The sequence below is a fragment of the Limnohabitans sp. genome (assembly GCF_030158565.1).
GTDB lineage: Bacteria > Pseudomonadota > Gammaproteobacteria > Burkholderiales > Burkholderiaceae_C > Limnohabitans_A.
This window is the reverse complement of sequence record NZ_JAOASQ010000028.1, coordinates 1-26,809: the sequence shown is the minus strand read 5'-3', so window position 1 is coordinate 26,809 and position 26,809 is coordinate 1. Positions and strand designations below refer to the sequence as shown.

General features: G+C 61.4%; 25 protein-coding genes. 11 read left to right on the top strand and 14 right to left on the bottom strand.

Features of this window, described 5'->3' with window-relative positions; genetic code table 11:
• Positions 1 to 18: 18 nt before the first annotated feature.
• The 5 genes from Q1W40_RS05495 to Q1W40_RS05475 form a co-directional block, all read right to left on the bottom strand.
• A complete protein-coding gene (locus tag Q1W40_RS05495; RefSeq protein ID WP_300709733.1) occupies positions 19 to 765 on the bottom strand; it encodes a TetR/AcrR family transcriptional regulator in 747 nt (248 codons plus the stop codon).
• A 209-nt stretch (positions 766 to 974) separates the two neighbouring features.
• Positions 975 to 1,838: a fumarylacetoacetate hydrolase family protein gene (locus Q1W40_RS05490; RefSeq protein ID WP_300709731.1), complete on the bottom strand. Its 864-nt coding sequence runs from the start codon at positions 1,836 to 1,838 to the stop codon at positions 975 to 977.
• Between the two features lie 25 nt (positions 1,839 to 1,863).
• Positions 1,864 to 2,622 carry an SDR family NAD(P)-dependent oxidoreductase gene (locus tag Q1W40_RS05485; RefSeq protein WP_300709729.1) on the bottom strand — a complete coding sequence of 253 codons (759 nt, stop codon included), beginning with the start codon at positions 2,620 to 2,622 and terminating at the stop codon, positions 1,864 to 1,866.
• Positions 2,623 to 2,639: 17 nt separating this feature from the next.
• Positions 2,640 to 3,389, bottom strand: a complete 750-nt coding sequence (locus tag Q1W40_RS05480) for an SDR family oxidoreductase (protein ID WP_300709727.1) — start codon at positions 3,387 to 3,389, stop codon at positions 2,640 to 2,642.
• Entirely contained in the window at positions 3,386 to 4,501 is a 1,116-nt protein-coding gene (locus Q1W40_RS05475) for a mandelate racemase/muconate lactonizing enzyme family protein (RefSeq protein ID WP_300709725.1), read from the bottom strand. Before Q1W40_RS05475 ends, Q1W40_RS05480 begins: the two co-directional genes overlap by 4 nt.
• A gap of 204 nt (positions 4,502 to 4,705) precedes the next feature.
• Here Q1W40_RS05475 and Q1W40_RS05470 point away from each other — a divergent pair, with 204 nt between their 5' ends.
• The 8 genes from Q1W40_RS05470 (at position 4,706) to manD (ending at position 14,252) form a co-directional block, all read left to right on the top strand.
• The gene (locus Q1W40_RS05470; protein ID WP_300709723.1) at positions 4,706 to 5,428 is read left to right on the top strand and encodes a FadR/GntR family transcriptional regulator; all 723 of its coding nucleotides are present in this window, start codon (positions 4,706 to 4,708) and stop codon (positions 5,426 to 5,428) included.
• A gap of 55 nt (positions 5,429 to 5,483) precedes the next feature.
• Positions 5,484 to 6,473, top strand: coding sequence for a sialic acid TRAP transporter substrate-binding protein SiaP (locus Q1W40_RS05465; protein WP_300709721.1), 990 nt, complete (start codon positions 5,484 to 5,486; stop codon positions 6,471 to 6,473).
• A gap of 89 nt (positions 6,474 to 6,562) precedes the next feature.
• On the top strand, positions 6,563 to 7,138 hold the full coding sequence (locus Q1W40_RS05460; RefSeq protein WP_300709719.1) for a TRAP transporter small permease: 576 nt from the start codon (positions 6,563 to 6,565) through the stop codon (positions 7,136 to 7,138).
• Between the two features lie 30 nt (positions 7,139 to 7,168).
• Entirely contained in the window at positions 7,169 to 8,563 is a 1,395-nt protein-coding gene (locus Q1W40_RS05455) for a TRAP transporter large permease (protein ID WP_300709717.1), read from the top strand.
• Positions 8,564 to 8,572: 9 nt separating this feature from the next.
• Positions 8,573 to 10,099 carry an altronate dehydratase family protein gene (locus Q1W40_RS05450; RefSeq protein WP_300709715.1) on the top strand — a complete coding sequence of 509 codons (1,527 nt, stop codon included), beginning with the start codon at positions 8,573 to 8,575 and terminating at the stop codon, positions 10,097 to 10,099.
• A gap of 308 nt (positions 10,100 to 10,407) precedes the next feature.
• Positions 10,408 to 11,469, top strand: a complete 1,062-nt coding sequence (locus tag Q1W40_RS05445) for a malate/lactate/ureidoglycolate dehydrogenase (RefSeq protein ID WP_300709713.1) — start codon at positions 10,408 to 10,410, stop codon at positions 11,467 to 11,469.
• A 150-nt stretch (positions 11,470 to 11,619) separates the two neighbouring features.
• A complete protein-coding gene (locus tag Q1W40_RS05440) occupies positions 11,620 to 13,023 on the top strand; it encodes a mannitol dehydrogenase family protein (protein WP_300709711.1) in 1,404 nt (467 codons plus the stop codon).
• Between the two features lie 17 nt (positions 13,024 to 13,040).
• Positions 13,041 to 14,252: a D-mannonate dehydratase ManD gene (gene manD, locus Q1W40_RS05435; protein WP_300709709.1), complete on the top strand. Its 1,212-nt coding sequence runs from the start codon at positions 13,041 to 13,043 to the stop codon at positions 14,250 to 14,252.
• Between the two features lie 85 nt (positions 14,253 to 14,337).
• Here manD and slmA read toward each other — a convergent pair whose 3' ends face one another.
• From slmA to rfbD, 3 genes are all read right to left on the bottom strand, one after another.
• Positions 14,338 to 14,958, bottom strand: a complete 621-nt coding sequence (slmA, locus tag Q1W40_RS05430) for a nucleoid occlusion factor SlmA (protein ID WP_300709707.1) — start codon at positions 14,956 to 14,958, stop codon at positions 14,338 to 14,340.
• A gap of 37 nt (positions 14,959 to 14,995) precedes the next feature.
• Positions 14,996 to 15,895, bottom strand: coding sequence for an acetylglutamate kinase (gene argB / locus Q1W40_RS05425; RefSeq protein ID WP_300709706.1), 900 nt, complete (start codon positions 15,893 to 15,895; stop codon positions 14,996 to 14,998).
• A 71-nt stretch (positions 15,896 to 15,966) separates the two neighbouring features.
• Entirely contained in the window at positions 15,967 to 16,863 is an 897-nt protein-coding gene (gene rfbD, locus Q1W40_RS05420) for a dTDP-4-dehydrorhamnose reductase (protein ID WP_300709704.1), read from the bottom strand.
• Between the two features lie 145 nt (positions 16,864 to 17,008).
• On the opposite strand from rfbD, the gene Q1W40_RS05415 reads away from it, so the two are divergent.
• Together Q1W40_RS05415 and Q1W40_RS05410 are read left to right on the top strand one after the other, a co-directional pair.
• On the top strand, positions 17,009 to 17,536 hold the full coding sequence (locus Q1W40_RS05415) for a phasin family protein (RefSeq protein ID WP_300709702.1): 528 nt from the start codon (positions 17,009 to 17,011) through the stop codon (positions 17,534 to 17,536).
• A gap of 19 nt (positions 17,537 to 17,555) precedes the next feature.
• Positions 17,556 to 18,221 carry a TetR/AcrR family transcriptional regulator gene (locus Q1W40_RS05410; protein ID WP_300709700.1) on the top strand — a complete coding sequence of 222 codons (666 nt, stop codon included), beginning with the start codon at positions 17,556 to 17,558 and terminating at the stop codon, positions 18,219 to 18,221.
• Between the two features lie 10 nt (positions 18,222 to 18,231).
• Here the strand turns inward: Q1W40_RS05410 and Q1W40_RS05405 are convergent, their stop codons facing one another.
• The 6 genes from Q1W40_RS05405 to tal form a co-directional block, all read right to left on the bottom strand.
• On the bottom strand, positions 18,232 to 19,011 hold the full coding sequence (locus Q1W40_RS05405; RefSeq protein WP_108326482.1) for a type III pantothenate kinase: 780 nt from the start codon (positions 19,009 to 19,011) through the stop codon (positions 18,232 to 18,234).
• A 79-nt stretch (positions 19,012 to 19,090) separates the two neighbouring features.
• Complete coding sequence (locus tag Q1W40_RS05400) at positions 19,091 to 19,540, bottom strand: polymer-forming cytoskeletal protein (RefSeq protein ID WP_300709697.1); 450 nt, start codon at positions 19,538 to 19,540, stop codon at positions 19,091 to 19,093.
• A gap of 31 nt (positions 19,541 to 19,571) precedes the next feature.
• The gene (locus Q1W40_RS05395; protein ID WP_300709695.1) at positions 19,572 to 20,525 is read right to left on the bottom strand and encodes a M23 family metallopeptidase; all 954 of its coding nucleotides are present in this window, start codon (positions 20,523 to 20,525) and stop codon (positions 19,572 to 19,574) included.
• Positions 20,526 to 20,802: 277 nt separating this feature from the next.
• Positions 20,803 to 22,116, bottom strand: a complete 1,314-nt coding sequence (locus Q1W40_RS05390) for an acetylornithine deacetylase/succinyl-diaminopimelate desuccinylase family protein (protein WP_300709693.1) — start codon at positions 22,114 to 22,116, stop codon at positions 20,803 to 20,805.
• 71 nt (positions 22,117 to 22,187) lie between these two features.
• Complete coding sequence (gene pgi / locus Q1W40_RS05385) at positions 22,188 to 23,723, bottom strand: glucose-6-phosphate isomerase (protein ID WP_300709691.1); 1,536 nt, start codon at positions 23,721 to 23,723, stop codon at positions 22,188 to 22,190.
• A 1-nt stretch (position 23,724) separates the two neighbouring features.
• A complete protein-coding gene (gene tal, locus Q1W40_RS05380) occupies positions 23,725 to 24,672 on the bottom strand; it encodes a transaldolase (protein WP_300709689.1) in 948 nt (315 codons plus the stop codon).
• Positions 24,673 to 25,038: 366 nt separating this feature from the next.
• Here tal and zwf point away from each other — a divergent pair, with 366 nt between their 5' ends.
• Positions 25,039 to 26,502, top strand: a complete 1,464-nt coding sequence (gene zwf / locus Q1W40_RS05375; RefSeq protein ID WP_300709687.1) for a glucose-6-phosphate dehydrogenase — start codon at positions 25,039 to 25,041, stop codon at positions 26,500 to 26,502.
• Positions 26,503 to 26,809: the final 307 nt, after the last annotated feature.

Genomic DNA, 26,809 nt, shown 5'->3' with positions numbered 1-26,809 from the left:
AGAGGGGTAAGTCAAAAATCAGTCGTTCACAGGCTTGCGGCGGGCTTTGGGCACGGCCATCAGCTTGGGCGACTTGGCCGCACCGGTTGGCGCGGGCACGGGGGGAATACCGGTGCCCGCATAACGGGCCAAAATGTGCTGAAAGCCTTGACGGGCGCGGTCGGCGGCAGTGGGGTTTCGCAAAAAACGGGCCTCGTAATGCAGCGCCAAAATCAGGCCGTGAATTTCAAAAGCGATCTGGTGGGCATCGGAGGCGCGGCTAAGCTGGCCTTCGTCTTGCGCCAGCTCCACAGCCCGACGCAAGGCGGTTTGCCAAGTGGACACCGATGAGGCCAGCGCATCGCGCACCGGGCCTGTGCGGTCGTCAAACTCCACCGCGCCGCTGATGTAGATGCAGCCCGAATCGATCTCGGCCGAGGTTTGCACCATCCAGTTGTCAAACATGGCCTGCAGGCGCGGCACGCCCCGGGGCTTTTGCATGGCCGCATAAAACACCTCGGCTTCAAAGCGGTCGTGGTATTCGCGGATGACGGAAATTTGCAGTTCTTCGCGGGAGCCAAAGTGGGCAAACACGCCCGACTTGCTCATGCCCGTGACTTCGGCCAGCGCGCCGATCGACAGACCTTCGAGGCCAATTTGCGAAGCCAGCCCCAAAGCGGCATCGATGATCACCGCCTTGGTTTGCTGGCCCTTGATCAAGACACGGCGACCGGCTTCAGGCACCGGCAGGCTTTGAACTTTGGAAGGAGGTTTGCGATCGGTCATGGCGGATGAAAATAGAACGGTCGTTCTATTTTGCACCAAAACAAGATCAGATCCGGGAAGCCCTGAGGCGTTCAGGGTAAATCGGGAGGGCCGTCACTGGCGCTCACGAGGGAAAGTGGATCCCGGATCAAATCCGGGATGACAGCTGTGGGTCACCCCGGGCGAAGACCCGGGGTCCATCGGTGTCGCTCAGCCCATGCCGAGCACACTCAGGCCTTGAAGGCCACCACTTTCTGGGTTTGCTCACCCAGGCCTTCAATGCCCAAACGCATCACATCGCCGCGCTTCAAGAACACCGGTGCGGGCTTGCCATCCACCTTGACGCCCATGCCCACGCCCGGAGGCGTGCCGGTGGTGATGATGTCGCCTGGCTCCAGGGTCATGAACTGGCTCACGTAGCTGACCAGCTTGGCCACGCCAAAAATCATGGTCTTGGTGTTGCCGGTCTGGTAACGCACGCCGTTCACGTCCAGCCACATGCCCAGGGCCTGTGGGTTGGGCACTTCGTCGCGCGTGACCAACCAGGGGCCTACGGGGCCGAAGGTGTCACAACCCTTGCCCTTGTCCCAGCTGCCGCCCAGCTCCAGCTGGTATTCACGCTCGCTCACGTCGTTGACCACGCAGTAACCGGCCACATGGCTGATCGCGTCTTTTTGGGTCACGTAGCGTGCGCGCGTGCCGATCACGATGCCCAACTCGACTTCCCAGTCAGACTTTTTGGAGCCTTTGGGCAGCATCACATCGTCGTCAGCACCCTGGATGCAGGAGATCGCCTTGGTGAACACGATGGGTTCCTTGGGGATCGGCATGCCCGACTCGGCCGCGTGGTCAGCGTAGTTCAGGCCAATGGCGATGAACTTGCTGGTCGACGAGATGGGCGTGCCAAAACGCTTTTTGCCGCGCACCAAAGGCAGCTTGTCGGTCTTGACCTTGGCCAGCTTGGCCAGCGCCTTGTCGTTGAGCAAGTCGGGCGTGATGTCCTTGACCACAGCGCTCAGGTCGCGCAAGCGGCCATCGGCGTCGATCAGACCGGGTTTTTCTTTGCCAGGTTGGCCATAGCGAACGAGTTTCATAAATACCTTTCAGTTTTTTTAACAATCAATACGTGGAACGGCCACCAGACAAGTCAAAGACCGCGCCAGTGGAGAAGGAACATTCTTCGGTGCTCAGCCAAGTCACCATGGCGGCGACTTCTTCGGGCTCGCCAAAGCGGGCCATCGGAATCTTGGAGAGCATGAACTGGATGTGCTCGGGCGTCATTTGATCAAAGATCGCCGTCTTCACAGCCGCCGGGGTGACACAGTTCACGCGCACGCCCGTGTCGGCCAGCTCTTTGCCCAGCGATTTGGTGAGACCAATGACCGCCGCCTTGCTGGCACTGTAAGCGCTGGCGTTGGGGTTGCCGTCCTTGCCCGCCACCGAGGCGATGTTGACGATGCGCCCGTAGTTGCGGGTCTTCATGTGAGCGCTCAGTTCGCGGCAGCAATGGAAGAGTCCATGCACGTTCACATCGAACACTTGCTTCCAGGCGTCGACCGGGTAGTCCCACACCTTGACGTTGGGGCCGGTGATGCCTGCGCTGTTGACCAGCACATCGACGCCTGCCAGCGCAGTGGTTTGTGCGGTGGCATTCACCACCGAGGCGTGGTCGGCCACATCGACCTGCACCGTGTTGACCACGGCACCCAACTGGCCCTTGCGCAGCTGCTCCGCAGCGGCAGCCATGCCTGCCACATCGCGGTCCCAGATCGTCACGCGTGCGCCAGAAGCCAGCATGCGCTGCGCAATGGCAAATCCCAAACCGGTGGCCGCACCGGTGATGACCGCGTGGCGGCCTTTCATGTCGAGCAAATTCATGTCGGTCTTTCTGAAAGTCAAATGGTCATGCCACCGTCGACCATGTAGGCGTTGCCCGTGGCGAAGATGGATTCGTCGGAAGCGAGGAAGGTCACGATGGGCGCGATTTCGTGCGCTTGGGCCAAGCGCCCCATGGGCTGGCGGTTGATGAAGTCCTTGCGCGCCTGCACCGGGTCGGCGTAGCTGTTGATGCGGTCTTGCAGCGAAGGCGTGTCCACCGTACCGGGGCAGATGCAGTTGCAGCGGATGCCCTGGCGCACATAGTCGGCCGCCACGCTCTTGGTCAGGCCAATCACGGCGGCCTTGCTGGTGCCGTAAATGAAGCGATTGGGCAAGCCACGCACGCTGGAGCAGACGCTGGCCATGTTGATGATGCTGCCGCCGTGACCGTCTTTTTCAAACTGCGCCACCATTTTGGGAATCGCCGCCTGGATCATCCAGAACTGCGAGCGCACGTTCAGGTTGAAGGCAAATTCCCAATCGTCGTCGGTGGCCAGTTCGATGTTGCCGTTGTGCACAAAGCCCGCGCAATTGAAGACGATGTCGATGCGCGGCAAGCTGGCCACCTGCGCGGCGATGGCCGACTTGTCGAGCACGTTCAGCACGGCGGTGTGCACATTGGCCACGCCTTGGTAGCTTCTGAGCAACTCGGCGTTCACATCTGTGGCGTACACGGTCGCACCTTCAGCCGCCATGGCCAGCGCAGCCGCCTGACCAATGCCTTGTCCGGCTGCGGTCACCAGCGCGATTTTTCCTTTGAGTCTCATGATGCTTGGATCTCCATGTGGGTCGTTTGTCGTTGTTCAATCGCGGCCCAGTCCCAGGCGATGCCCAGGCCAGGCGTTTCGGGGGGATGGGCATAACCATCTTCCACCTTCATGCGTGAGGTGGTGATGTCGTCGAGCTGCGGGATGTATTCCACCCAAGTGGCGTTGGGCACGGCCGCGCACAGGCTCACATGCAACTCCATCAAAAAGTGCGGGCACACCGCCACGTCAAAGGTTTCGGCCAGGTGCGCGGTTTTGATCCAGGGCGTGATGCCGCCGATGCGTGCCACATCGGGCTGCACGATGGAGCACGCGCCCTGCTCCAAATATTCGCGGAACTGCATCGGGTGGTACATCGATTCGCCCACCGCCACCGGAATGGTGGTGTGCTCGCGCAACTGGCGGTGGCCCGACACGTCTTCGGCGGGCAGGGGCTCTTCGATCCAGGCCAGCCCCAGCCCATCAAAAGCCCGCGCACGGCGCACGACTTCTGCGCGGTTGAAGCCCTGGTTGGCGTCGGTCATCAGCTCAAAGCCAGGTCCCACCGCATCACGCACGGCGCTCAAGCGCGCCACGTCTTCGCTCACATGCGGGCGGCCGATTTTGATCTTGGCACCCTTGAAGCCTTGGGCTTGTGCCTCCAGCGTTTGGTCCACCAAGGCCTGCGGCGACAAGTGCAGCCAGCCGCCTTCGGTGGTGTAAAGCGGCACGCGCGCTTGTGCCCCGCCCAGCAAGCGCCAAAGCGGCAGGCCTTGGCTTTGTGCACGCCAGTCCCACAAGGCCGTGTCCACACAGGCGAGTGCCAAGCTGGTCATGGCCCCTACAGCGGTGGCGTGGGTGTGAAAAAACAAGTCTTTCCAGATCGCCTCCACCATGACCGGGTCACGCCCGATCAGGCGGGGCGCCAGGTGGTCCTTGAGCAAAGCGATGACCGACGAGCCACCCGTGCCAATCGTGTAGGCGTAACCGGTGGCATCAATGCCATCGCTGCAATGCAGCGTGAGCAAAATGGTTTCTTGCGTCACAAAGGACTGGATGGCGTCGGTGCGCAAAACCTTGGGTGGCAAGTTGACTTGCCGAAGGCTCACGCGGTCAATGGTGACTGGGGGCATGCGCAACTCGGCTCAAAGAACAAGACAAGGGGCCAAACAAAGCACACGCGAACGATTTTCCGCATGCGCAAGGTCTGCCGCAGCCCACACATCCATGCGGGTTTGTGCGGAGTCGAAATGGCTTGACCGGTCAAATCTGAACATGTGATGATTGTGCAACTGGTCTGACCACTTGTCCAATTCACGTTATCCCTGATCCCTCGCATGCCCATCCAAACCGTCGAACCCCAACGCCTGTACCGCCAGATTGCCGAGCAACTGCGGCAGCTGATGGCCTCAGGCGAATTCGCGGTGGGTTCTCGTTTGCCGGCCGAACGCGACCTGGCCACGCAACTGGGCGTGAGCCGCCCCTCGGTGCGCGAAGCGCTGATTGCGCTCGAAGTCGAAGGCATGATCGAAGTGCGCACTGGCTCGGGCATTTACGTGCAAAGCACCACACGCCCCAAGCGTTCCGTCAGCAGCCGAACAACAGACACACCGGCCCAATGGGGTCCTCTCGAAGTGATGAGCGCCCGCATCCTCGTGGAGTCCGAGGTGGCCGCGCTGGCCGCCAACAACGCCCAGAAAAAAGACTTGCAGGCCATACGCGCAGGCCTGCAAAAAATGGCACTCGAAGCCGCACAAGACGAGGTGCCCCGCTGGGGCGATGAGGCTTTTCACGAAGCCATCGCCCAAGCCTGTGGCAACAGCGTTTTGCTGGATACCGTGCAACGCTTTTGGCTCGCACGCAATGGTCCTTTGTTCGAGCGGCTGGGCGATTACTTTGAACACCCCCAGTCCTGGCAAGCCGCCATCGCTGAACACCAAGCCGTGCTGCAGGCGATTGAGGCGCACGACCCCAGCGCCGCCCGCAAGGCCATGCAAAAGCACCTGAAGCAAGCCTACAAAAGATACAGCGCGAGCTGGCGCCGCGCACCCGCCCGTTAGGGTGGTTTTTCTGTTCCTGCGTCAGCAAATTTCAAACCCCAAAGAGGAGACAAAGATGAGCAAACGATTCGCATTGAAAACCCTGGCCACCGTCGGTGCCATGGCCGTGGGCACGCTGCTGCTGAGCACCAGCGCCATGGCCCAGCAAAAAATCAAATGGGCCCACGTTTACGAAACGTCTGAGCCCTACCACACCGAATCGGTGTGGGCCGCCGAAGAAATCAAAAAGCGCAGCAACGGCAAGTTCGACATCCAGGTCTTCCCTGCTTCCACGCTGGGCAAAGAGACCGACATCAACCAGGGCCTGACCTTGGGCACAGTGGACATGATCATCAGCGGCCCCTCGTTTGCCGCCCGCACCTACCCACGTTTTGGCATCGCCTACTACCCCTTCATCTTCCGCGATGGCGACCACCTGATCGCTTATTCCAAGAGCCCGGTGTTCCAGGAAATGGTCAATGAGTTCCGCAGCAAAACCGGCATCCAGGTCACGGCCTACACCTACTACGGTGCGCGCCACACCACGGCCCAAAAAGCCTTCACCAACTGCGCGGGCATGAAAGGCATCAAGATCCGCGTGCCCGACGTGCCGGCCTACCGCGCCACGCCTGAAGCCTGCGGTGCCAACCCTACCCCGATTGCTTTTGCCGAGGTGTATTTGGCCTTGCAAAACGGCACCGTCGAGGCGCAAGAAAACCCCTTGACCACCATCGAAGCCAAGAAGTTCTTTGAAGTGCAAAAGGCCATCATGATGACGGGCCACATCGTGGACGGTTTGACCACACAAATTGCACCGCACCTGTGGAACAAGCTCAGCGACGCCGAAAAGAAAATGTTCACCGACGTGACCCAAGAAGCCGCTGTGCGCGCCACTGGCAAGATCAAGGCGCGTGAGGCCGAGTTGGTCGACGAGTTCAAGAAAAAAGGCCTGCAAATCGTGCAGGTGGACCGCAAGTCTTTCCAGGACGCTGTCCTGAAAAACAAGCCCCTGACTTCGATGGGCTTTACACAGTCTGACTTCGACAAGATTCAGGCCGCCAAGTAAGTCGTTCTGCCTGAACACCGCAGACCGGGCGCATCGCGCTGGGTCTGCGGCTGTCGGCTAACCGCTGTCATCGATTTGAAAGACACCCCATGAGCAACCTCCCAGACCTCGACGCCATGCCCAAAGTCATGGGCGACGATGGCCAATTTCACGCCACCGATGAGGATGTCGATTTGTCAGGCACCCCCCTCGAAGCCTGGTTTGCCCTGGCCTTCTTCTGGTTGTTGGGATTGACGGTTTTTTACCAATTTTTCACACGTTATGCCTTGAACAACTCGGCATCCTGGACTGAAGAAATTGCACGTTATCTGTTGATCGCCACCGTCTTCACGGGCGCCACGATCGGTGTGGCCAAAAACAACCACATCCAGGTGGACTTTTTTTACCGCTTCATGCCCGACTGGCTGGGTCGCGCCATGGGCCTGGTGGTCGATGCCATGCGCATCGCCTTCTTTGCCGCCGCCACCTTTCTCACGGGTCAGATGATGGAAAAACTGGGCAGCTACAAGATGACCATCATCGACTTGCCCATGAACCTGGTCTACGGCGTGGTCATGGCTGGTTTTGCCGCCATGTGCCTGCGCGCTGTGTGGGTAGCCCGCGTGCATTGGCAAAGGGGTTACACCGTGCTGCAACGCCCCGAATCTGAAATGACCGACCGCTGAACAGGCCCCTGGCCTCTTGAAAGTTCACCCATGCTGAAAATTCTTTTCCTGTTCCTGATGAGTGGCGGCATCCCGGTGGCCATTGCCATGGCCGGGGCTTCGCTGATTTACCTGCTGTTTGCACAAAGCTCCCCACCCTTTGTGGTGATCCACCGCATGGTCTCGGGCATCGACAGCTTTCCGCTGCTGGCCGTGCCCTTCTTCATTTTGGCCGGCAACCTGATGAACAACGCGGGCATCACCAACCGCATCTACAACTACGCGCTGGCCTTGGTGGGCTGGCTCAAGGGCGGCCTCGGTCACGTCAACGTGGTGGGCTCCGTTGTGTTTGCAGGCATGAGCGGCACCGCCATTGCCGACGCTGCGGGCCTGGGCACCATCGAGATCAAGGCCATGAAAGACCATGGCTACAGCACCGAGTTTGCCGTGGGTGTCACGGCTGCATCGGCCACGCTGGGCCCCATCATTCCGCCGAGCTTGCCCTTTGTGATCTACGGCATGATGGCCAACGTCTCGGTCGGGGCCTTGTTCTTGGCAGGCATTTTGCCGGGCGTTTTGATGGCGCTGTTGATGATGCTCACCGTGGCCTTTTTTGCCCACAAAAACGGCTGGGGCGCCGATGTGAAATTCGAGTGGCCCAAAGTCATCAAGGCCCTTGCCGAAACCGCTGTGGTGGTGGGCTGGCCCTTGTCCATCTGGTGGTTGGTGACCGCCATGGGCACGCCGCCTCAACTCACGGTGTTTGTGGCGCTGATCGTTTTGTTCGCTGCTGACAAGTTCTTCAACTTCCAGGCCGTGTTGCCCATCATGACCCCGGTCATCCTGATTGGCGGCATGACCACCGGCGTGTTCACCCCCACCGAAGGCGCGATTGCGGCTTGTGTCTGGGCGATTGCCTTGGGCTTTTTCTGGTACCGCACGCTCAACTTCAAGATGTTCGTGAAGATCTGCCTGGACACGGTAGAGACCACCGCCACCGTGCTGTTCATCGTGGCCGCTGCCAGCATCTTTGGCTGGATGCTCACCGCCACGGGCGTGACCACAGCGATCTCGCAGTGGGTGCTGGGTTTCACCAAAGAACCCTGGGTGTTTTTGCTGCTGGCCAACGCACTGATGCTGTTTGTCGGCTGTTTCCTGGAGCCCACGGCCGCCATCACCATCCTCGTGCCGATTCTGGTGCCGATTTGCCAACAACTGGGCATTGACCTGGTGCACTTCGGCCTGGTCATGGTGCTCAACCTGATGATCGGTTTGCTGCACCCGCCCATGGGCATGGTGCTGTTCGTGCTGGCCCGTGTGGCCAAGCTCAGCGTCGAACGCACCACCATGGCCATCCTGCCCTGGCTGTTCCCTTTGCTGGGCAGCTTGGTGGTCATCACGTATGTGCCCAGCTTGGTGCTGTGGTTGCCCAAACAGTTTTATTGAGACCTTGACATGAGCGCCTTTATTCGCCTTCACCCCGCCGATGACGTGGTCATCGCCCGCGCCCAACTCATGAGCGGCGCCGCCGTGGACGGCGTGCCCGTGCGCGGCCTGATTCCGCCCGGCCACAAAATCGCCACCCGCGCCATCATGGCCGGTGAACCGGTGCGCCGCTACAACCAGATCATTGGTTTCGCCTCACAAGCCATTGCCCCAGGCGAGCATGTGCACACGCACAACCTGAACATGGGCGCTGAAAAAGGCAACTTTGAGCGCGACTACGCCATCGGGCAAGACGTCAAAGCCGAGCCGGTGCGTAAGCAAGCCAGCTTCATGGGCTACAAGCGCAGCGACGGCCGCGTGGCCACGCGCAACTACATCGGCGTGTTGTCGAGCGTCAACTGTTCAGCCACTGCGGCACGCGCGATTGCCGACCACTTTTCCAAGCGCAACAACCCCGCCGCGCTGGCCAACTTTCCGAACGTGGACGGCGTGGTCGCACTGACCCACGGCACCGGCTGCGGCATGGACACCGAAGGGCTGGGCATCCAGTTGCTCGAACGCACCCTGGCAGGCTACGCCACACACGCCAACTTTTGGGGCGTCGTGGTGGTGGGCCTGGGCTGCGAGGCCAACCAACTCAACACCTGGCTGGCCCACAGCAGCCTGCGCGAGGGCGACACACTCAAGGTCTTCAACATCCAGGACACGGGCGGCACGCGTCTGACAGTGGAAAAAGGCATTGCCTTGATCGAAGAGATGCTGCCCCGCGCCAACGCGATCAAGCGCGAACCTTGCAGCGCCGAGCACATCACCGTGGGCTTGCAGTGCGGCGGGTCTGACGGCTACTCGGGCATCAGCGCCAACCCCGCTTTAGGCGCGGCGGTCGACCTGTTGGTGCAGCACGGTGGCACCGCCATCCTCAGCGAAACGCCCGAAATTTACGGCGCCGAGCATTTGCTCACGCGCCGCGCCGTCAAGCCCGAAGTGGCACACAAACTGATCGAGCGCATCCGCTGGTGGGAGAACTACACCGCCAGCAACGGCGGCGAAATGAACAACAACCCCTCGCCCGGCAACAAGGCGGGCGGCCTGACCACCATCCTTGAAAAATCTTTGGGCGCGGTGGCCAAAGGCGGCACCAGCAACCTGCAAGCGGTGTACGAATACGCCGAGCCCGTCACCGCCAAAGGCTTTGTTTACATGGACACGCCGGGCTACGACCCGGTGAGCGCCACGGGCCAGGTGGCCGGCGGGGCCAACCTGATTTGCTTCACCACCGGGCGCGGCAGCGCCTACGGCTGCGCCCCTTCGCCCAGCCTGAAGTTTTCCACCAACACCGCTTTGTGGAAAAAGCAGGAAGAAGACATGGACCTGAACTGCGGTGAGATCGTGGACGGCGGCGTGAGCATTGCCGACATGGGCCAACGCATTTTTGAAATGATTTTGGCAGCAGCATCGGGCGAGCCCACCAAGAGCGAACGCCATGGCTACGGCCAAAACGAGTTTGTGCCGTGGCAAGTGGGCGCGGTGATGTGAATGGGATGTGGGCCCTCCCCTTGTCATCCCAACCATCCATTTGTCATCCCGGAATCCAATTTGTCGTCCCAGATTGCAATTTGTCATCCCGGATTCCAATGTGTCATCCCGGACTCCAATGTGTCATCCCGGACTTGATCCGGGATCCATGTTGACCGACCGCCCCCAAAAAAACCCAAGATGGACCCCGGGTCAAGCCCGGGGTGACAACTCACTAGCCCCAGACTCAAGCCCAGGGTGACAACCCACTAGCCCCAGGCTCAAGCCCGGTGTGACAAGAAAAAACCCAACGACCGATAAGGATCATCATGAGCCAATGCATTCAAGCTGCTGATCTGCGCACCAAAGTCGCCCGCATCATTAAACAAGCGGGCAGCACCCCGGCCGAAGCTGCGCAAGTGGCCGACAACCTGGTCATGGCCAACCTGAGCGGTCACGACTCGCACGGCGTGGGCATGGTGCCGCGCTATGTGGACGCGGTGCTCGAAGGGGGGCTGTCGCCCAACACGGGCGTCAAGGTCTTGCTGGACACCGGCCCACTGCTGAACCTCGACGGCCAGCGCGGCTACGGCCAAATCACTGGCGTGCAGGCCATGCAGATGGGCATTGAGCGCGCCAAGCAACACGGTGTGTGCACCGTGGCCCTGAGCCGATCACACCACCTGGGGCGCATTGGCCACTTTGCCGAAATGGCGGTGGCGCAAGGCCTGGTGTCGGTGCATTTTGTGAACGTGCTCTCACGCCCCGTGGTCGCGCCCTTTGGCGGTGGCGATGGGCGTTTTGGCACCAACCCTTGTTGCATCGGCGTGCCCATGGGCAGCCGCGCACCCTTTGTGCTCGACTTCGCCACCAGCCGCGTGGCGCAAGGGAAGATGCGCGTGGCCCACAACAAGGGCGAGCAAGTGCCGCCCGGCTATTTGATCGACGAACACGGCCACCCCACCACCGACCCCGGCGTGGTGGTGGTGCCGCAGTCCAACGGCCTGTTTGGCGCACTCATGCCCTTTGGGGACCACAAAGGATTTGGCATGGCCATGGCCTGCGAATTGTTGGGCGGCGCGCTGACCGGTGGCGGCACCTGGCACCGTGAAGCCGACCAGCAACGCGCGGTGCTCAACGGCATGTTGACGATGCTGATCGACCCGGTCCGCCTGGGCACACAAGCGATGTTTGAGCAAGAAGCCCAGGCCTTTGCCGACTGGCTGCGCCAAAGCCCCGACGCGCCCGGCAGCGATGGCGTCAAGCTGGCAGGCGAGCCCGAACGCACGGCACGCGCCGACCGCGAACAAAACGGCATCTGGATCGACGACGCCACTTGGGCAGAGATTGAGGCGTCTGAGAAAAAATTGCAGCGATCTCCCCGGACTTGATTACCCCCTGTCACCCCGGACTTGATCCGGGGTCCATGCCTTCAACGACCGTGGATACCGGATCAAGTCCGGTATGACAAAGATTCACCGTGACGACAACCATCCCTCAACAGCCCTGATCCAAGTCCACCCAGCACACTGACCTGCACCATGAACCTCTCTGCCAGCACACTGCCATCGCTGCCCGCGTCCATCCACCCCCCTGCGTATGACCGCACGACCCACGTCCCTGGCGTGCTGCACCTTGGGTTAGGCGCCTTTCACCGAGCCCACCAAGCCATGGTGTTTGACCAGCTACTGGCCGGTGGCGACACGCGCTGGGGCATCCACGGTGTGGGCATGACACGGCCCGACTTGGTCAACCAACTCAAAGCACAAGACGGCCTGTATGCCGTGCGCATTGCCGACGGGCAAGGCGTGCAATGGCAAGTGCCCGGGGCGCTGTGGCGCACCAACGTGGCCGCCACCGAGCGTGATGCCGTGGTGCAAGCCATCGCCGCACACAGCACCCGCTGGGTCACGCTCACCGTGACCGAAAAGGGCTACACACCGGCCTTGGCGCAACTGCTGCTGGACAGCTTGCGTCTGCGCCAGCAAGCGGGTCTGCCGGGCATCACCATCGCCTCATGCGACAACCTGCAAGGCAACGGCCACAAGCTGCAGGCCTTGGTCAAAGCGGCGGCCACTGCACAAGACGCCGACGTGCTGCGCTGGCTGGACGCGCACTGCGCCTTTCCTTGCAGCATGGTGGACCGCATCGTGCCCGCCGCCACGCCCGAGGTGATGACCGCAGCGCAAGAGGCCTTGGGCGTTCAAGACCAATGCGCTCTGAGCACCGAAGGCTTTTGGGAATGGGTGATCGAAGACCGTTTTGCCGAGCCGGCAGACGCCGCACTGCTGCAAAGCGCTGGTGTGCGCGTGACAAGCGATGTGCACAGCTACGAGGAAGCCAAGCTGCGCATGCTCAACGGCAGCCACTCGGCCATGGCGCTGATGGGCGCGGTGACCGGCAGGCCTTTCATCGCCAGCTGCATCGGTGAGCCGCACATCCGAGAATTTGTGTACCGCTTGATGAGCCGCGAAGTCGCGCCGCACCTGAGTCGCAGCGACTGGGCCGACTACCGCGACGCGCTGATCGCGCGCTTTGGCAACCCGTATCTGAAGCACAGCGTGCACCAGATCGCCACCGACAGCTCACAAAAAATTCCGCAGCGCTGGCCGCCCTCGGTGCTCGGGCAAATCGCGCAAGGCGCTTCGTTTGAACACCACGCGCTGGCCGCAGCCGTCTTTTTGCGCTACACGCTGGGCGTGGACGAGCAAGGCCAGGCCTATGCCCTGAACGACCCGCAAGCCGAAAGCCTGATGGCCATTGGCGCCACCCAACGCGCAGAGCCCGAAGCCTGCGTGCGCGCCCTGTTGGCCCGCGAAGACCTGTGGGGCAAGGCCCTGCCTGGCAACGTCGCTTGGACCGCCCGCGTGACGCACTGGCACCAGCAAGTCCTGCAGCACGGCGTGGACGCGGCCATCCAGCAACTGCTGCAACAAGAAGCCTGAACACGGGAGACCGCGCCATGAAAATCACCGCCGCCCGCGTCATCGTCTGCAGCCCTGGCCGCAACTTCGTCACCCTCAAGATGGAGACCGACCAAGGCGTGTACGGTATCGGCGACGCCACGCTCAACGGCCGCGAACTGGCCGTGGTCAGCTACCTCGAAGAGCACGTCATCCCCTGCCTGATTGGGCGCGACCCGCAGCAGATCGAAGACATTTGGCAATACCTTTACAAAGGCGCCTACTGGCGGCGCGGCCCAGTGACCATGAGCGCCATTGCCGCCGTGGACACCGCCCTGTGGGACATCAAGGCCAAGATGGCCAACATGCCGCTGTACCAGCTGCTGGGTGGGCGCAGCCGCACAGGCGTGATGGTCTATGGTCACGCCAATGGCCGCGACACGGCCGAAACGGTGGACGAAGTTTTGCGCCACAAGGAAGAAGGCTACCTGGCCATCCGCGCCCAGAGCGGCGTGCCGGGTCTGAACAAGGTCTATGGCGTGAGCGGTGCGAACCGCATGTATGAGCCTGCCGACGGGAGCCTGCCCAGCGAGCACGACTGGAGCACCGAAAAGTATTTGCGCCACACCCCCGGCCTGTTTGAAGCCGTGCGCGAAGCCGTGGGCCCCGACATCCATTTGCTGCACGACGTGCACCACCGCTTAACGCCCATCGAGGCGGGGCAACTGGGCAAAGCGCTGGAGCCGGTGCGCCTGTTCTGGATGGAAGACCCGACGCCGGCCGAGAACCAGGATGCCTTCCAGTGGATACGCCACCACACCACCACGCCGATTGCAGTGGGCGAGATTTTCAACAGCATCTGGGACTGCAAGACGCTGATCGAAAAGCAGCTGATCGACTACATCCGCACCACCGTGGTCCACGCGGGCGGCATCACCCACCTGCGGCGCATCGCCGACTTGGCCAGCCTCTACCAGGTGCGCACCGGCTGCCACGGCGCGACCGACCTGTCGCCGGTGTGCATGGGCGCGGCCCTGCACTTTGACACCTGGGTGCCCAACTTCGGCGTGCAGGAGTACATGCCGCACAGCGAGAAAATGCTCTCGGTCTTCCCGCACGACTATCGCTTTGAGCGCGGCATGATGCACTGCGGCGAGTCGCCAGGCCACGGGGTGGACATCGACGAAAAGCTGGCCGCCAAGTACCCGTACCAACGGGCTTATTTGCCGGTGAACCGGCTGCAGCACGACGGGACCTTGTGGAACTGGTGAGACTTTGTCGAGGCTTAAGCCAGCGACCTACCGTCTGAATTCACAGGCCGATGGCTTCAACCTGAAAAAACACCCGATCAAGGCATCACAAGATCCGCGCCAGCGCCGCCTGCAAATGCTCTGACGGCAAGCGCTTGAAACCCGAGCGGGCAAAGCGCTGCAAGCGCCCTTGCATGAAGGCCACCAGCATCGACGCGGCCACTTGGGCATCGGCCGTCGGCGTGTCGGTCGTTAGCCCCTTGAGCGACTGGCGCAGTTGCGCTTCGATCTTGTCGAACAGCAGGTTGATGCGCTCTTGCAAGCGCTCGTGCTCCAGCACCAGCGCGTCGCCGGTCATGACGCGACACATGCCCGGGTTCTTCTCTGCAAACTGCAAAAGCAAAGCCACGATGCGGGCGGCCTGGTTGGGGCCCACGGGTTCGCGATCGGTCACCTGACGGATCAAGCCGATCACCGACTGATCCACAAAGTCGATCAGGGCCTCAAACATCTGGGCCTTGCTGGCAAAGTGGCGGTACAAAGCCGCTTCGCTCACACCGATCTTGGCCGCCAACCCGGCGGTGGTCACACGCTCGGCACCGGGGGCCTCCAGCATGGCCGCCAGGGTTTGCAAGATTTGCAAACGGCGCTCACCTGGACGCGGGCGCTTGCGTGTGGGCGCCGCATCTTCGGTCGCCTCGGCGTTGTTGTCTTCGTGCTCGGACATGTCTCCCCTTCAATTTGTTTTTATCGTCTACCCGTTTTCAGCGGCTCTTGATCATGGTGCCAAAGGCTTGCTCGGACAAGACCTCGAGCAGCATGGCGTGCGGCACGCGGCCGTCAATGATGTGGACCGCATTCACGCCGCTCTTGGCCGCATCCAATGCACCAGCAATCTTGGGGATCATGCCGCCGCTGATGGTGCCGTCGGCGCACAGCTCATCGATGCGGTGGGGCGTCAGCTCGGTGAGCAGCTGACCTTCTTTGTCGAGCACACCACGGATGTTGGTCAACATGAGCAGCTTCTCGGCTTGCAGCACGGTGGCCAGCTTGGCCGCCACCACGTCGGCGTTGATGTTGTAGCTCTCGTTGTTTTCGCCAAAACCGATGGGGCTCACCACGGGGATGAAAGCATCGTCTTGCAGCGCCTTGAGGATGGACGGGTCGATGCTCACGATGTCGCCCACCTGGCCCACATCCAGCTCTTTGCTCGGGTCTTGTGCATCGATCAGACGCAATTTCTTGGCACGGATCATGGCGCCGTCGCGACCTGTGAGGCCCACGGCCTTGCCGCCTGCGCGGTTGATCATGCCCACGATGTCTTGCTGCACTTCGCCGCCCAGCACCCACTCGACCACTTCCATGGTCTCGGCGTCGGTCACGCGCATGCCTTGAATGAACTCGCCTTTTTTGCCCAGACGGCTCAAGGCATTTTCGATCTGCGGGCCGCCGCCGTGCACCACCACCGGGTTCATGCCCACCAGCTTGAGCAGCACCACGTCTTCGGCAAAGGCTTGCTGCAAGGCCGGGTCGGTCATGGCGTTGCCGCCGTATTTGATGACCAGCGTCTTGCCGTGGAACTTGCGGATGTAAGGCATGGCCTGCGCCAGGATCTGGGCTTGGTCGCGGGGCGAAACGGAAGGCGCTGCAGTGGTGTCGGTCATGTGGTGTCAGGTATCAAAGTACATCGAAAGGTGAAAGGATTGTGCCGCAAGCGATGGGCGGTTCTCAGCGCTCAAAGCATCTCGGCCAGCAGACGGTCTACGCCTTGCTGCCAGGCGGGCAAGGTCAAGCCAAAGGCCTGCTGCAAACGCTGCGTGTTCAAGCGCGAGTTCAAAGGACGGCGCGCAGGCGTCGGGAAAGCCGAGGTGGGCACCGGTGCGATCTCGGTCACCTTCCAGGCGGCGTCGGGCTTGAGCTGCCGCGCCCGCTCAATCGCATGCGCGGCATAGCCATGCCAGCTGGTCTCGCCTGCGGCCACCAGGTGGTAGAGGCCCGACAGACTGGCGTCTTGCGTGCCCAAGGCCTGACGAATCGCGTGTGACGACACATCGGCGATCAGGTCTGCACCCGTGGGGGCGCCGCGCTGGTCGTCGATCACCGTCAGGCGCTCACGCTCTTGTGCCAAGCGCAGCATGGTGCGGGCAAAGTTGCCGCCGCGTGCGGCATAAACCCAGCTGGTGCGAAAAATCAAATGCTTGCAGCCACTGGCCGCAATGGCTTGCTCACCCTCGAGCTTGGTCTGTCCGTAAACGCCCAAAGGGCCGGTGGCATCGCTTTCTTGCCAAGGCGTTTGGCCTTCGCCATTGAACACATAGTCGGTCGAGTAATGCACCAGCCAAGCCCCCACTTCTGCGGCCGCACGGGCCAGCGCTGCGGGCGCGTCGGCGTTCAAGGTGCGGGCCACATCGGGCTCGGACTCGGCCTTGTCCACCGCGGTGTGGGCGGCGGCATTGACGATCACATCGGGGCGCACATCGCGCACGGTTTGCGCCAAGGCTTCTGGCTTGGACAAGTCGCCGCACAGTGGGGTGCTGTGACGGTCCAGCGCGATCAATTCACCCAAGGGGGCCAGGCTGCGTTGCAGCTCCCAGCCGACCTGGCCGTTTTTGCCGAGAAGAAGAATTTTCATGAAAGCCTGAACCAGGAAATGTGCCCCGGGCTTGTCGCTGAGGCTCGGTGCCGTGAAGTGGCCACGCCAGGCAGCCGATGCGCAGATTTTAGAAGCAATGCGCGGCGGCTCAGGTTAAAGTCTGGACTCCATCAGGAGTTATCGCATGGCCAAATCCACCGCCTCTGACAAGTCCGCAGCAGACAACACTGCAGCCCCCGCCCCCACCCACCAAATCTGGCTGGCCGGTCTGGGTGCCATGGCCAAAGCGCAAGAGCAAGGCAGCAAAGCCATCGAGGCCCTGGTCAACGATGGCCTGGCCTTCCAGCGCAAAAGCCAGGCCGAAGCCCAGCAGCGCCTGCACGAAGCCACCGAACGATTGACCCATTTGGCCAGCGACTTCGGCCAGCAAGCCACCGTGCGCGTAGACCGCCTGGAACACCTGTTTGAAGACCGCGTGGCCAAAGCCCTGCAGCGCCTGGGCATGCCCACGCTGTACGACCTGCAAGCCCTGACCGAGCGCGTGGCTCAGCTGGAAGCCCAATTGGCCAAAGCCACGGCAACGCCCGCTGCGGTCAAAGCCGTCAAACCTGCCAGCAAAGCCGCAGTGAAAGCACCGGCAAAAGCACCGGCAAAAGCACCTGCGAAATCGGTCGCCCAACCCAAGGCCCGCCGCACACCGCGCCAAGCCTGAGCCTTCGCTGCCGACCCGCATGGCCAAGAAAGCCCCACGCCGCACCGCCCAGCGCATCGCCGAAGTCACGCTGGAGCTGTTCAACCGCTTTGGCGAGCCCAATGTCTCGACCACGCTGATCTCGGCCGAGCTGAACATCAGCCCGGGCAATCTGTACTACCACTTCCCATCCAAGGACGCGCTGGTCAACCACCTGTTTGACGGCTACGAAGCCGCCATGCTGGGCCTGCTCGATGCGGCTGCCGATGTGCGCGACGTAGAAGATGCCTGGTTCTTTTTGCATTCGCTGTTTGAACAGGTCTGGAACCACCGTTTCCTGTACCGCGACTTGAACAACCTTTTATCGGGCAACCGCCATCTGGAAACCCATTTCCATGCCGTGCTGGAGCGCAAGACTCAGGCATTCAGGCAATTGCTCGAATCGTTGGCCGCTGCAGGCTTGATGCGCATCGACCCCGACAGCGTCGAGACGCTCTCGGCCAGCATGTCGGTGATGGCCACCTACTGGCTCAGCTACGAATACGTGCGCAACCCGCGCCAAGCGCTGGAGCCCGCCAGTGCCAGCCTGGCCTTGAGCCGAGGCGCCAAACACGTGCTGGCCTTGCTGACGCCCTACATGGCCAGCCCACAACTGCAAGCGCACCTGCAGTCGTTGACCGCGGCCTACAGCGACAACGCGCCCTGAAAACGTCTGCTCAGCGCTTGTCGACCTTGTTGAAACGCTGATCGGCCATGGCCAGCAGGCCATCAAAAATCAGGTTGTCCACCAACTCGAACTGCAGCGACATGCTGGGCGCCATCTTCCAGCCCGCGCCGCCGGTCATCACGCACATGGGCTCTTGCCCCGTGTGCTCGCGCAGGTGCTGCACCATGCGCTCGCAAGCGCCGGCAATCGCGTAAGTGCCGCCGCTGGTCAGCGCATCGCTGGTGTTGGTCGGGAAAGGCCGCACCTCGCCGGTGGGCACATGCAGCCCGGCGGTGCCGGACTCCAGGGCGCGCAGCATGATGCCGTGGCCCGGCAAAATCAAGCCGCCCAGGAACCGCCCATCCGCATCGATGGCCTCGACGGTCACCGCGGTGCCGACCATCACCACCACCAAAGGCCTGGCCGGGCCTTGCGCCAGCATGCGCTGACGGGCACCGATCATGGCCACCCAACGGTCCGAGCCCAAGCGCGAAGGGTGATCGTAGCCATTGGTCACGCCAGCCTCAGAGAGGCTGGGCACGACCCACTGCGGGGTGAAGTCCCACAACTCCATTTGCTCCTGCACGCGGCGCTTGATGGCGTCACCCGCCACCACACAGCCCAGCATGCGTCCGGGCACCGGCAAATCGGCCCAAGGGCCATCCGACAAGCGGTCGATGTTTTCCAGAAATTCCGCACCATGCGCCATCAACTGGGCTTGGGGGTGCGGACGGTCGTACAACGCCCATTTCAAACGGGTATTGCCCACATCGATGGCTAAGAATGTCATGCCGTGATGATAATGAATTTCACGGTTTATTCATGGCGCACTGCTGGAAACTGCAAAATCCCCAGTCACGTGCTTCTGATCAGGACTTGCCGGTGGCCTTGGCTTTGGTGATTGCCGTTTGGGCTTGGTCTTGACGCACCTGGGGCTTCGAAACATCCACCTGCAGTAACAACCCCATCAAACGGGCACCGTGCTCAACAGCAATGGAGCCGTATTTCACATCGCCTTGCACCAAGGCACTGGCCATCAACTCCACACGCTCGTGCGCATCGATGTTGCCCGCCACCTTGCCCGCCACAATCACCCGGCTGGCGATCACATCACCTTGAACTTCGCCCTCCAGACCGATCACCACCGTGATGGCGTTTTCTTTGGAGGCCTCGATGTTGCCGATGACCTTGCCATCGATGCGCACACTTTGCACAACGCGTAAAGTTCCCTGAATTTCAGTCTGACGACCGATCAGCGTATCAAAGCGTTCCTGGCTTTTGACCAAAGGGGTGTTGCTGTTTTTATTGATGCCGAACATGGCGGGTCTCCTCTGAATATTCGAACTTCCATCAAGGCTGCAGGCGCTGACGCGCCCAAGCCGCAAAAGCTTTGGCCGGGTGCATGGCCCGCCCTTGATAAGTCACTTCGTAGTGCAAATGAGGCCCTGTCGAGCGGCCGGTGTTGCCCAGCAGCCCAATCAGTTGACCGTGTGCCACTTTGTCGCCTTCATTGACATGGCGACGGCTCAAATGGGCGTATCGGGACACAAAGCCATCGGCATGCTCAATTTCGATCATCTCGCCATAAGCGCCTGCACGCCCTGAGCGCAAAACCTGGCCATCCGCCGTTGCACGAATCGGCGTACCCACAGGCGCCACAAAGTCGATGCCTTCATGCATGCTGGTCTGGTGGTTCATCGGGTCAGCGCGCACACCAAAACCACTGGTGATGGAAAACTCCTGCGTCAAAGGCAAGGCCGTGGGCAATTGCGTCAGCTTCGCCAGATCGCGTTTCCACTGGTCTTGTTTTTGGATCAGCGTTTTCTCCAGGTCCTGAATTTGTTGAGCAGTCATCTCCAGCTCGCTGTTCAGATCCGTTGCCCGGCTCTGCCAAAAAGGCAGGGCTTTCAAAGGGCCGCCACGCCCCCCAGCCGCATCGGCCTTGCGACGCGAACCACTGGAGATCAAACTTTCAATGCCCAGTCGCCCCAGGAAATTGTTTTTCTGTTCCTCAATATCGCGCAGCCGATCGGTGACCGATGTCAGTTGGCCATGCAGCCCTTCGAGCTTGGTGCGGTACTCCGCCTCGATCTTGAGTTGTTCGGCCTGGCTGGTGACCCCACCCATGCTTTGGGCCAGTGAGGGGGCATATTCAACAGCCACACGAAGGCCAATGAATTGAAACAAGGAACCGAGCACCAACAAAGCCAAGGCCACGCCGAGCACAGAAACCAAGACCTTGTGCGCCGTGATGGACACCGCCACCACCCGGGCTGTGGGCCCGGATACCCAAATCAATTGCATAAACACTCCCGGGGTTGTTCTTTTGGAGGCCCCCAACTTGGCCATTCAATACACACCAAGCAGGCCTGTCGCGGCGTCTGAATTTGGCAGTAAGCGGCGTATTCTACGGCAATGAATTCGTTTTAAAGGACGCAAATAAACACAAAAAACAGATTTATGTGTTATTTTCTGATAAAAATGAATTTGAAGCCGCATCGCATCCCAAAGCAAACCTGCGGTTACAACTGATGCAACAGCGCATCACGCAGGGCTGCAGCGTCCCGCCCGGGGCTGGCGCTTAAAACGTGCTCCGGCCTGTCAGTTGCAGCGCCGCCAAGGCCATGATCTTGGCCGAATCGACCAGTTCCTGGATGCCCACATATTCGTCGGGCTGGTGCGCCAGATCCAGAATGCCGGGGCCATAGGCGATGCAGTCACGCAGCTTGCCGCTGCGCACGATGTGCTTTTGGTCATAAGTGCCCGGGCTGGCGATGTAACTGGGCTCACGGCCCAGCACCCGCGCAATGGCGCGTGCGGTGGCATCCACCACCGGCGCATCCTTGGGGGTGGCGGTCGGCACAAAACTCATGATCTCGCGGATGCCGTAGTCAAAGCCCGGGCGTGTGCGCTTGAGCTCTTCGAGCATGTCCACGATCTCTTGCTTGACGGCTTCCAGGTTTTCTTCGGCGATGAAACGCCGGTCCAGCACCGCCTTGCACAGGTGCGCCACCACGGGCGCGGGCAAATCGCCTGTGGGCCAGCCCCGCTCGTCCAGGCTGTAACGCTGCTCGACCTGACCGCCATGGATGCTGTTGATGTTGAGCGTGCTCACGCGGGCGCCCGGTGGCTCCACCGGCTCGGCGGTGTGGCGCCCCTGCAAGCGGGGCTGCAGCTGTGTCTCGAGCAAATGGATGAACGCGCTCATGTGGTTGATGGCGCTGTCGCCCAAAAAGGGCATGGAGCCGTGCGCGATGCGCCCACGCGTCTCCACCTCGCCCCACCACACGCCGCGGTGCCCCAGGCAAATGCGGTCCACCCCCAAGGGCTCGGGAATGATCACATGGTGCACACGGGGTTGGCTGAAGTAACCCCGCTCGGCCAAATAGCCCACGCCGGCAAAACCGCCCGACTCTTCGTCCACCGTGCCGCTGATCTCCAGCGCCCCCGACATGGGCAAGCCCGACTCGATCAAGGCTTCGCAAGCGATGATGCTCGACGCCAGCCCGCCCTTCATGTCGCAAGTGCCCCGGCCATACACGCGCCCATTGGCCACTTGCCCGCCAAAGGGCTCATAGGTCCAACCGGGTCCGGCTTCGACCACGTCGATGTGGCTGTTGAAATGCACGCATTCACCCGGCTGGGGCGCTTGCCAACGCGCCACCACATTGGTGCGCGGGTGGCTGTCGCTGTCGCCGGGTGAGCCGATGGCCCGCACGTACTCGACCGCAAAACCCTTGCGTGCCAGGCGCTCGCCAATCAGGTGCGCGCAGGCTTCGTAAGCATCGCCCGGCGGGTTGATGGTGGGGATGCGGACCAGGTCTTGCGTGAGCGCAACGACCTCGTCGCGCTTGGCATCAATGCTTTGCAGCAGGCGGTCTATGGAAGGCGTCATGGGACCAGTTTATCGCTGGCCCCTGAGCATTCGGTATCACTTAAAGCACAGCGGCTCTAGCGCTCTCGCATTCAGCTGCGTACGCGTTGCAGCAAGGCGGCGGTCGACGCGTCCAGCCCCGATCCATCCCCTGACACGATGCGTGCGTGGATGTTTTTGGCCAGCACTTTGCCCAGCTCCACGCCCCACTGGTCAAAGCTGTTGATGCCCCAGACCGAGCCGCTCACGAACACGCGGTGCTCTTGCAGCGCGATCAAAGCCCCCAGGCTGGTGGGCGTGAGTTCATCCAGCAACAAGAAGGTGCTGGGCCGGTTGCCGGTGAAATGCTTGTGCCCGCCTGCGTCCGACTTGCCTTGCATGAGCGCCTGAGCTTGTGCGATCACATTGGCCAGCAGCAGCTCGTGGTGGTCTTTCAGGCTGTGTGTGGGCTTTTTGACCGCGATGAACTCCAGCGGCACGATGTCGGTGCCCTGGTGCAGCATCTGAAAGTAAGCGTGTTGCCCGTTGGTGCCCGGCTCGCCCCACAGCACGGGCGAGGTGCCGTAAGGCAGCGCCTGGCCATTGCGGTCTACCCGCTTGCCGTTGCTCTCCATCTCCAGCTGTTGCAAATATGCTGGCACCCGGCGCAAAGCGCTGTGGTACGGGGCGATCGAGCGGCTGGTGTAGTTCAAAAAGTTGCGGTACCAAACGTCCAGCAATCCCAAGCGCACAGGCACGTTTTCTTCCAGCGGCGCGGCTTGGAAATGCTGGTCCATCGCGTGTGCACCGGCCAGCAGGTCTTTGAAGCCTTGTGCCCCAATGGCGATCGCCACCGGCAAGCCAATCGCCGACCACATCGAATACCGTCCACCCACCCAGTCCCAAAAACCAAAAGTGGTGGTGATGCCAAACTCGGCCGCAGCCGCCACGTTGGTGGTGAGCGCTGCAAAGTGACGCGCCACATCGCTGCCGCCTTGGACCTGGAACCAGGCCAGTGCCGAGCGGGCATTGGTCATGGTCTCGATGGTGGTGAAGGTTTTGGACGCGATCAAAAACAGCGTGTTCTCGGCCCTGAGGCCTTTGAGGACCGCCGCCAATTCATGGCCATCGACGTTGGACACAAAGTGAAAACGCTTGCCCGGCAACACAAAGTCTTGCAGCGCCAGCACCGCCATCTGCGGGCCCAAGTCCGAGCCGCCAATGCCGATGTTCACCACGTCGGTGATCTGCGCATCGGCCCGCACCTCCTCGGCATAGGCCAGCATGGGCGCAAGGGTGCCGTGCACCAGCGCCAGCGGCTCGGCCAAGTCGCCTTGCAAAGAGCCTTCGGGTTGGCGCAGCAACCAGTGCATCACGGCACGGTCTTCGGTGTGGTTGATCGCCTCGCCACGGAACATCGCATCGCGGTGCGAGGCCAGTCCGGTTTGCCGGGCCAATTCCATCAACAGCGCTTCGGTGGCGACATCGGTGTGGTTCTTGGACAAGTCGGCAAACACATGCGGCGCCGACTGGCTCAGGGCCTGGGCGCGTGCATCGTCCTGGGCAAAGGCCGTGCGCAAATCAAATCCGGCGAACCTCTCGGCATGTTGCTGCAGTTGGCACCAGGCAGCAGTCTTGTCACAACGCATCTCAGGCCTTCTTCATCAGGTCTTCAAGTTTCACGGCATCGGCGCAGAACGCGCGAATGCCTTCGGCCAGCTTCTCGGTGGCCATGGCGTCTTCGTTCAGGGCCAGGCGGAAAGAGGCTTCGTCATAGGCAACCGCTGGCAAGTCCATCGCCTGAGCGGCAGCAGCGTCCAACGCCAAACTCAAGGGGGCTTCGGTCGCGGCCAGCTGCGCCAGCAACTCGGGGCTGATGGTCAGCAAATCGCAACCGGCCAGCGCCGTGATCTGGCCGATGTTGCGGAACGACGCGCCCATGACTTCGGTGGCGATGCCGTGCTTTTTGTAGTGGTTGAAGATGGCCCGCACAGACTGCACGCCGGGGTCGTTGGCACCGGCCTTGGCCGCCTCGTCCCAAGCGGCGCCTGCGGTCTTTTTGTACCAGTCGTAAATGCGGCCCACAAAGGGCGAAATCAGCTGCACCTTGGCCTGACCGCAGGCCACGGCCTGGCAAAACGCGAACAACAGCGTCAGGTTGCAGCGGATGCCTTCGCGCTCCAGCTCGGCGGCCGCCTGAATGCCTTCCCAGGTCGACGCAATTTTGATCAACACGCGCTCGCGAGCAATGCCTTTCGCCTCATACAGCGCCATGATGCGTCGGGCACGGGCCACGGTGGCGGCGGTGTCAAAGCTCAAACGCGCATCCACTTCGGTGGACACACGGCCGGGAATGGTGGCCAAAATCTCGCCACCAAAACGCACCAGCAAGTGGTCCATCACCACGTCCAGTGGCTGGCCTCGATGGGCGGCAACGGCTTCGGCCAACAAAGGGGCGTATTCGGGCTTTTGAACCGCCTTCAAGATCAACGAAGGATTGGTCGTGGCGTCTTGCGGCTGGAATTGGGCCAATTGCTTGAAGTCACCGGTGTCCGCGACCACGGTGGTGAATTTTTTAAGCGCATCAAGTTGGTTCATACAGGTCATTCTCAAATTCAAAAAGGGGCACGGCATGCGAGGTGGTCAAATGATCGCAGACGCCATTTTCCTGTCATGCCGGGCTTGACCCGGCATCCATGGCTGCGAAACCATGGACCCCGGATCAAGCCCGGGGTGACAGCATCTGGATCAAGCCCGGAGTGACAGCATCTGGGTCAAGGCCTGGGCGTCAGCTTCTGCATCAGGCACTGGGGGACATCATCTGCATCAGGCACTTAGGGGACATATTCCTTGGCTTTTTCTGCATCCACAAATGCATCTCGCATTTATTTCAGCCATCAGCTTGAATTATCCGTGAAACAAAGTTACATTACAAATCAATTTTTCATGTAACTCAAGAACATCATGGCTTTTGATTTGGTTTTCTTCGGCGGCACGGGCGATCTGGTCTGGCGCAAACTCATGCCCGCTTTGTTTCAGGCCTACCGCCACGGCACCCTGCCCGAAGGTGGACGCATCATCGGTGTGGGCCGCGACGACCTGAACGACGAACAGTACCGCCAGCAAATCCAGACCCGTTTTGAGCAGGTCGAAGGCGACAAGCGCCCCAACAGCGAAGAATTCGCCCGCTTTGCGGCCCTGCTGTGCTACGTGCGCATGGACCTGTCCAAACCCGAAGCCTACGCCGCGCTGGCGGCACGCCTGGCCGAGCGCGAGACCGACCATGTGGTCATGTACCTGTCCACTGCGCCCAGCCTGTTCACCACCGTGTGCGAGCAGCTCGCCGCCAGCGGCCTGAACACGCCCAAAACCCGCATCGTGCTCGAAAAACCGCTGGGCCACGACCTGGCCTCCAACCGCGCCATCAACACCGCCGTGGGCCAGGTGTTCAAAGAGCAGCAGATCTTCCGCATCGACCACTACCTGGGCAAGCCCGGCGTGCAAAACCTGTTTGCCATGCGCTTTGGCAACGCCCTGTTCGAACCCCTGTGGCGGCGCGAGCACATCGCCAACATCCAGATCACCATGTCTGAAGAGCTGGGTGTGGAAAAGCGCGGCGGCTTTTATGAAAGCACCGGCGCCCTGCGCGACATGGTGCAAAACCACGCGCTGCAACTGCTGTGCGCCATTGCCATGGAGCCGCCGATCAACGCGCATGCCGACGCCATCCGCGACGAAAAACTCAAGGTGCTGCGCGCCCTGAAACGCTGGACACCCGAGACGCTGACCCAACATGTGATTCGCGGCCAATACGCTGCGGGCAATGTGGACGGCCACCCCGTCCCGGCCTACCGCGACGAGCAAGGCGTGAGCCCCAGCAGCAACACCGAAACCTTTGTCGCCCTGCGCACCGAGATCGCCAATTGGCGCTGGGCGGGCGTGCCGTTTTACATCCGCACCGGCAAGCGCATGGCCTCGCGTGAAGCGCACATCGAGATCAACTTCCGCCCCACACCGCACGACATCTTCCAGACACCCGTGGGCCAGGTCAACAAGCTGGTCATCCACCTGCAACCCAAAGACGGGCTGGAGCTGCACCTGTTTGCCCAGGGCCAAAGCAAGCGCGGCCAAGGCGCTGGCGGCCAAACCCTCAGCCCCGTGCACCTGGACTTGGACTTTGACAAACGCTTTGGCAGCGAGCGCGTGGGCGCCTACGAGCGCCTGCTGCTGGACGTGCTGGACGGCCGCCTGAACCTGTTCGTGCGCAGCGACGAACAAGAAGAAGCCTGGCGCTGGGTGGAACCCATCTTGCAGCACTGGACCGCCGATCCCGTGGGCCCACGCCCCTATGCCGCAGGCACCTGGGGCCCCAGCGCATCGAGCGCCATGATTGCACGCGACGGGTTTTGCTGGAGCGAAGAGGTCTGACACGCTGTCATGTCCGATCCAAGCAAGAAATGCCATTCCCAATCCACCCTAGAAATGTCCTTCCCGATCCACCCTAGAAATGTCAGCCCCGATCCACTGTAGAAATGTCATTCCCGACTTGATCGGGAATCCATGGATCCTCGGGTCAAGCCCGAGGATGACAAACCAATTAAAGCCTCGGACTTGACCCGAGGATGACAGGTTAGAAACCATCTGAACCGGAGACACGCCATGCTCGAACGAATCAAAGCCTCCCTGCCCTCCTTGGCCCCGGCCGAGCAACGTGTGGGCAAGCTCGTGCTGGCCG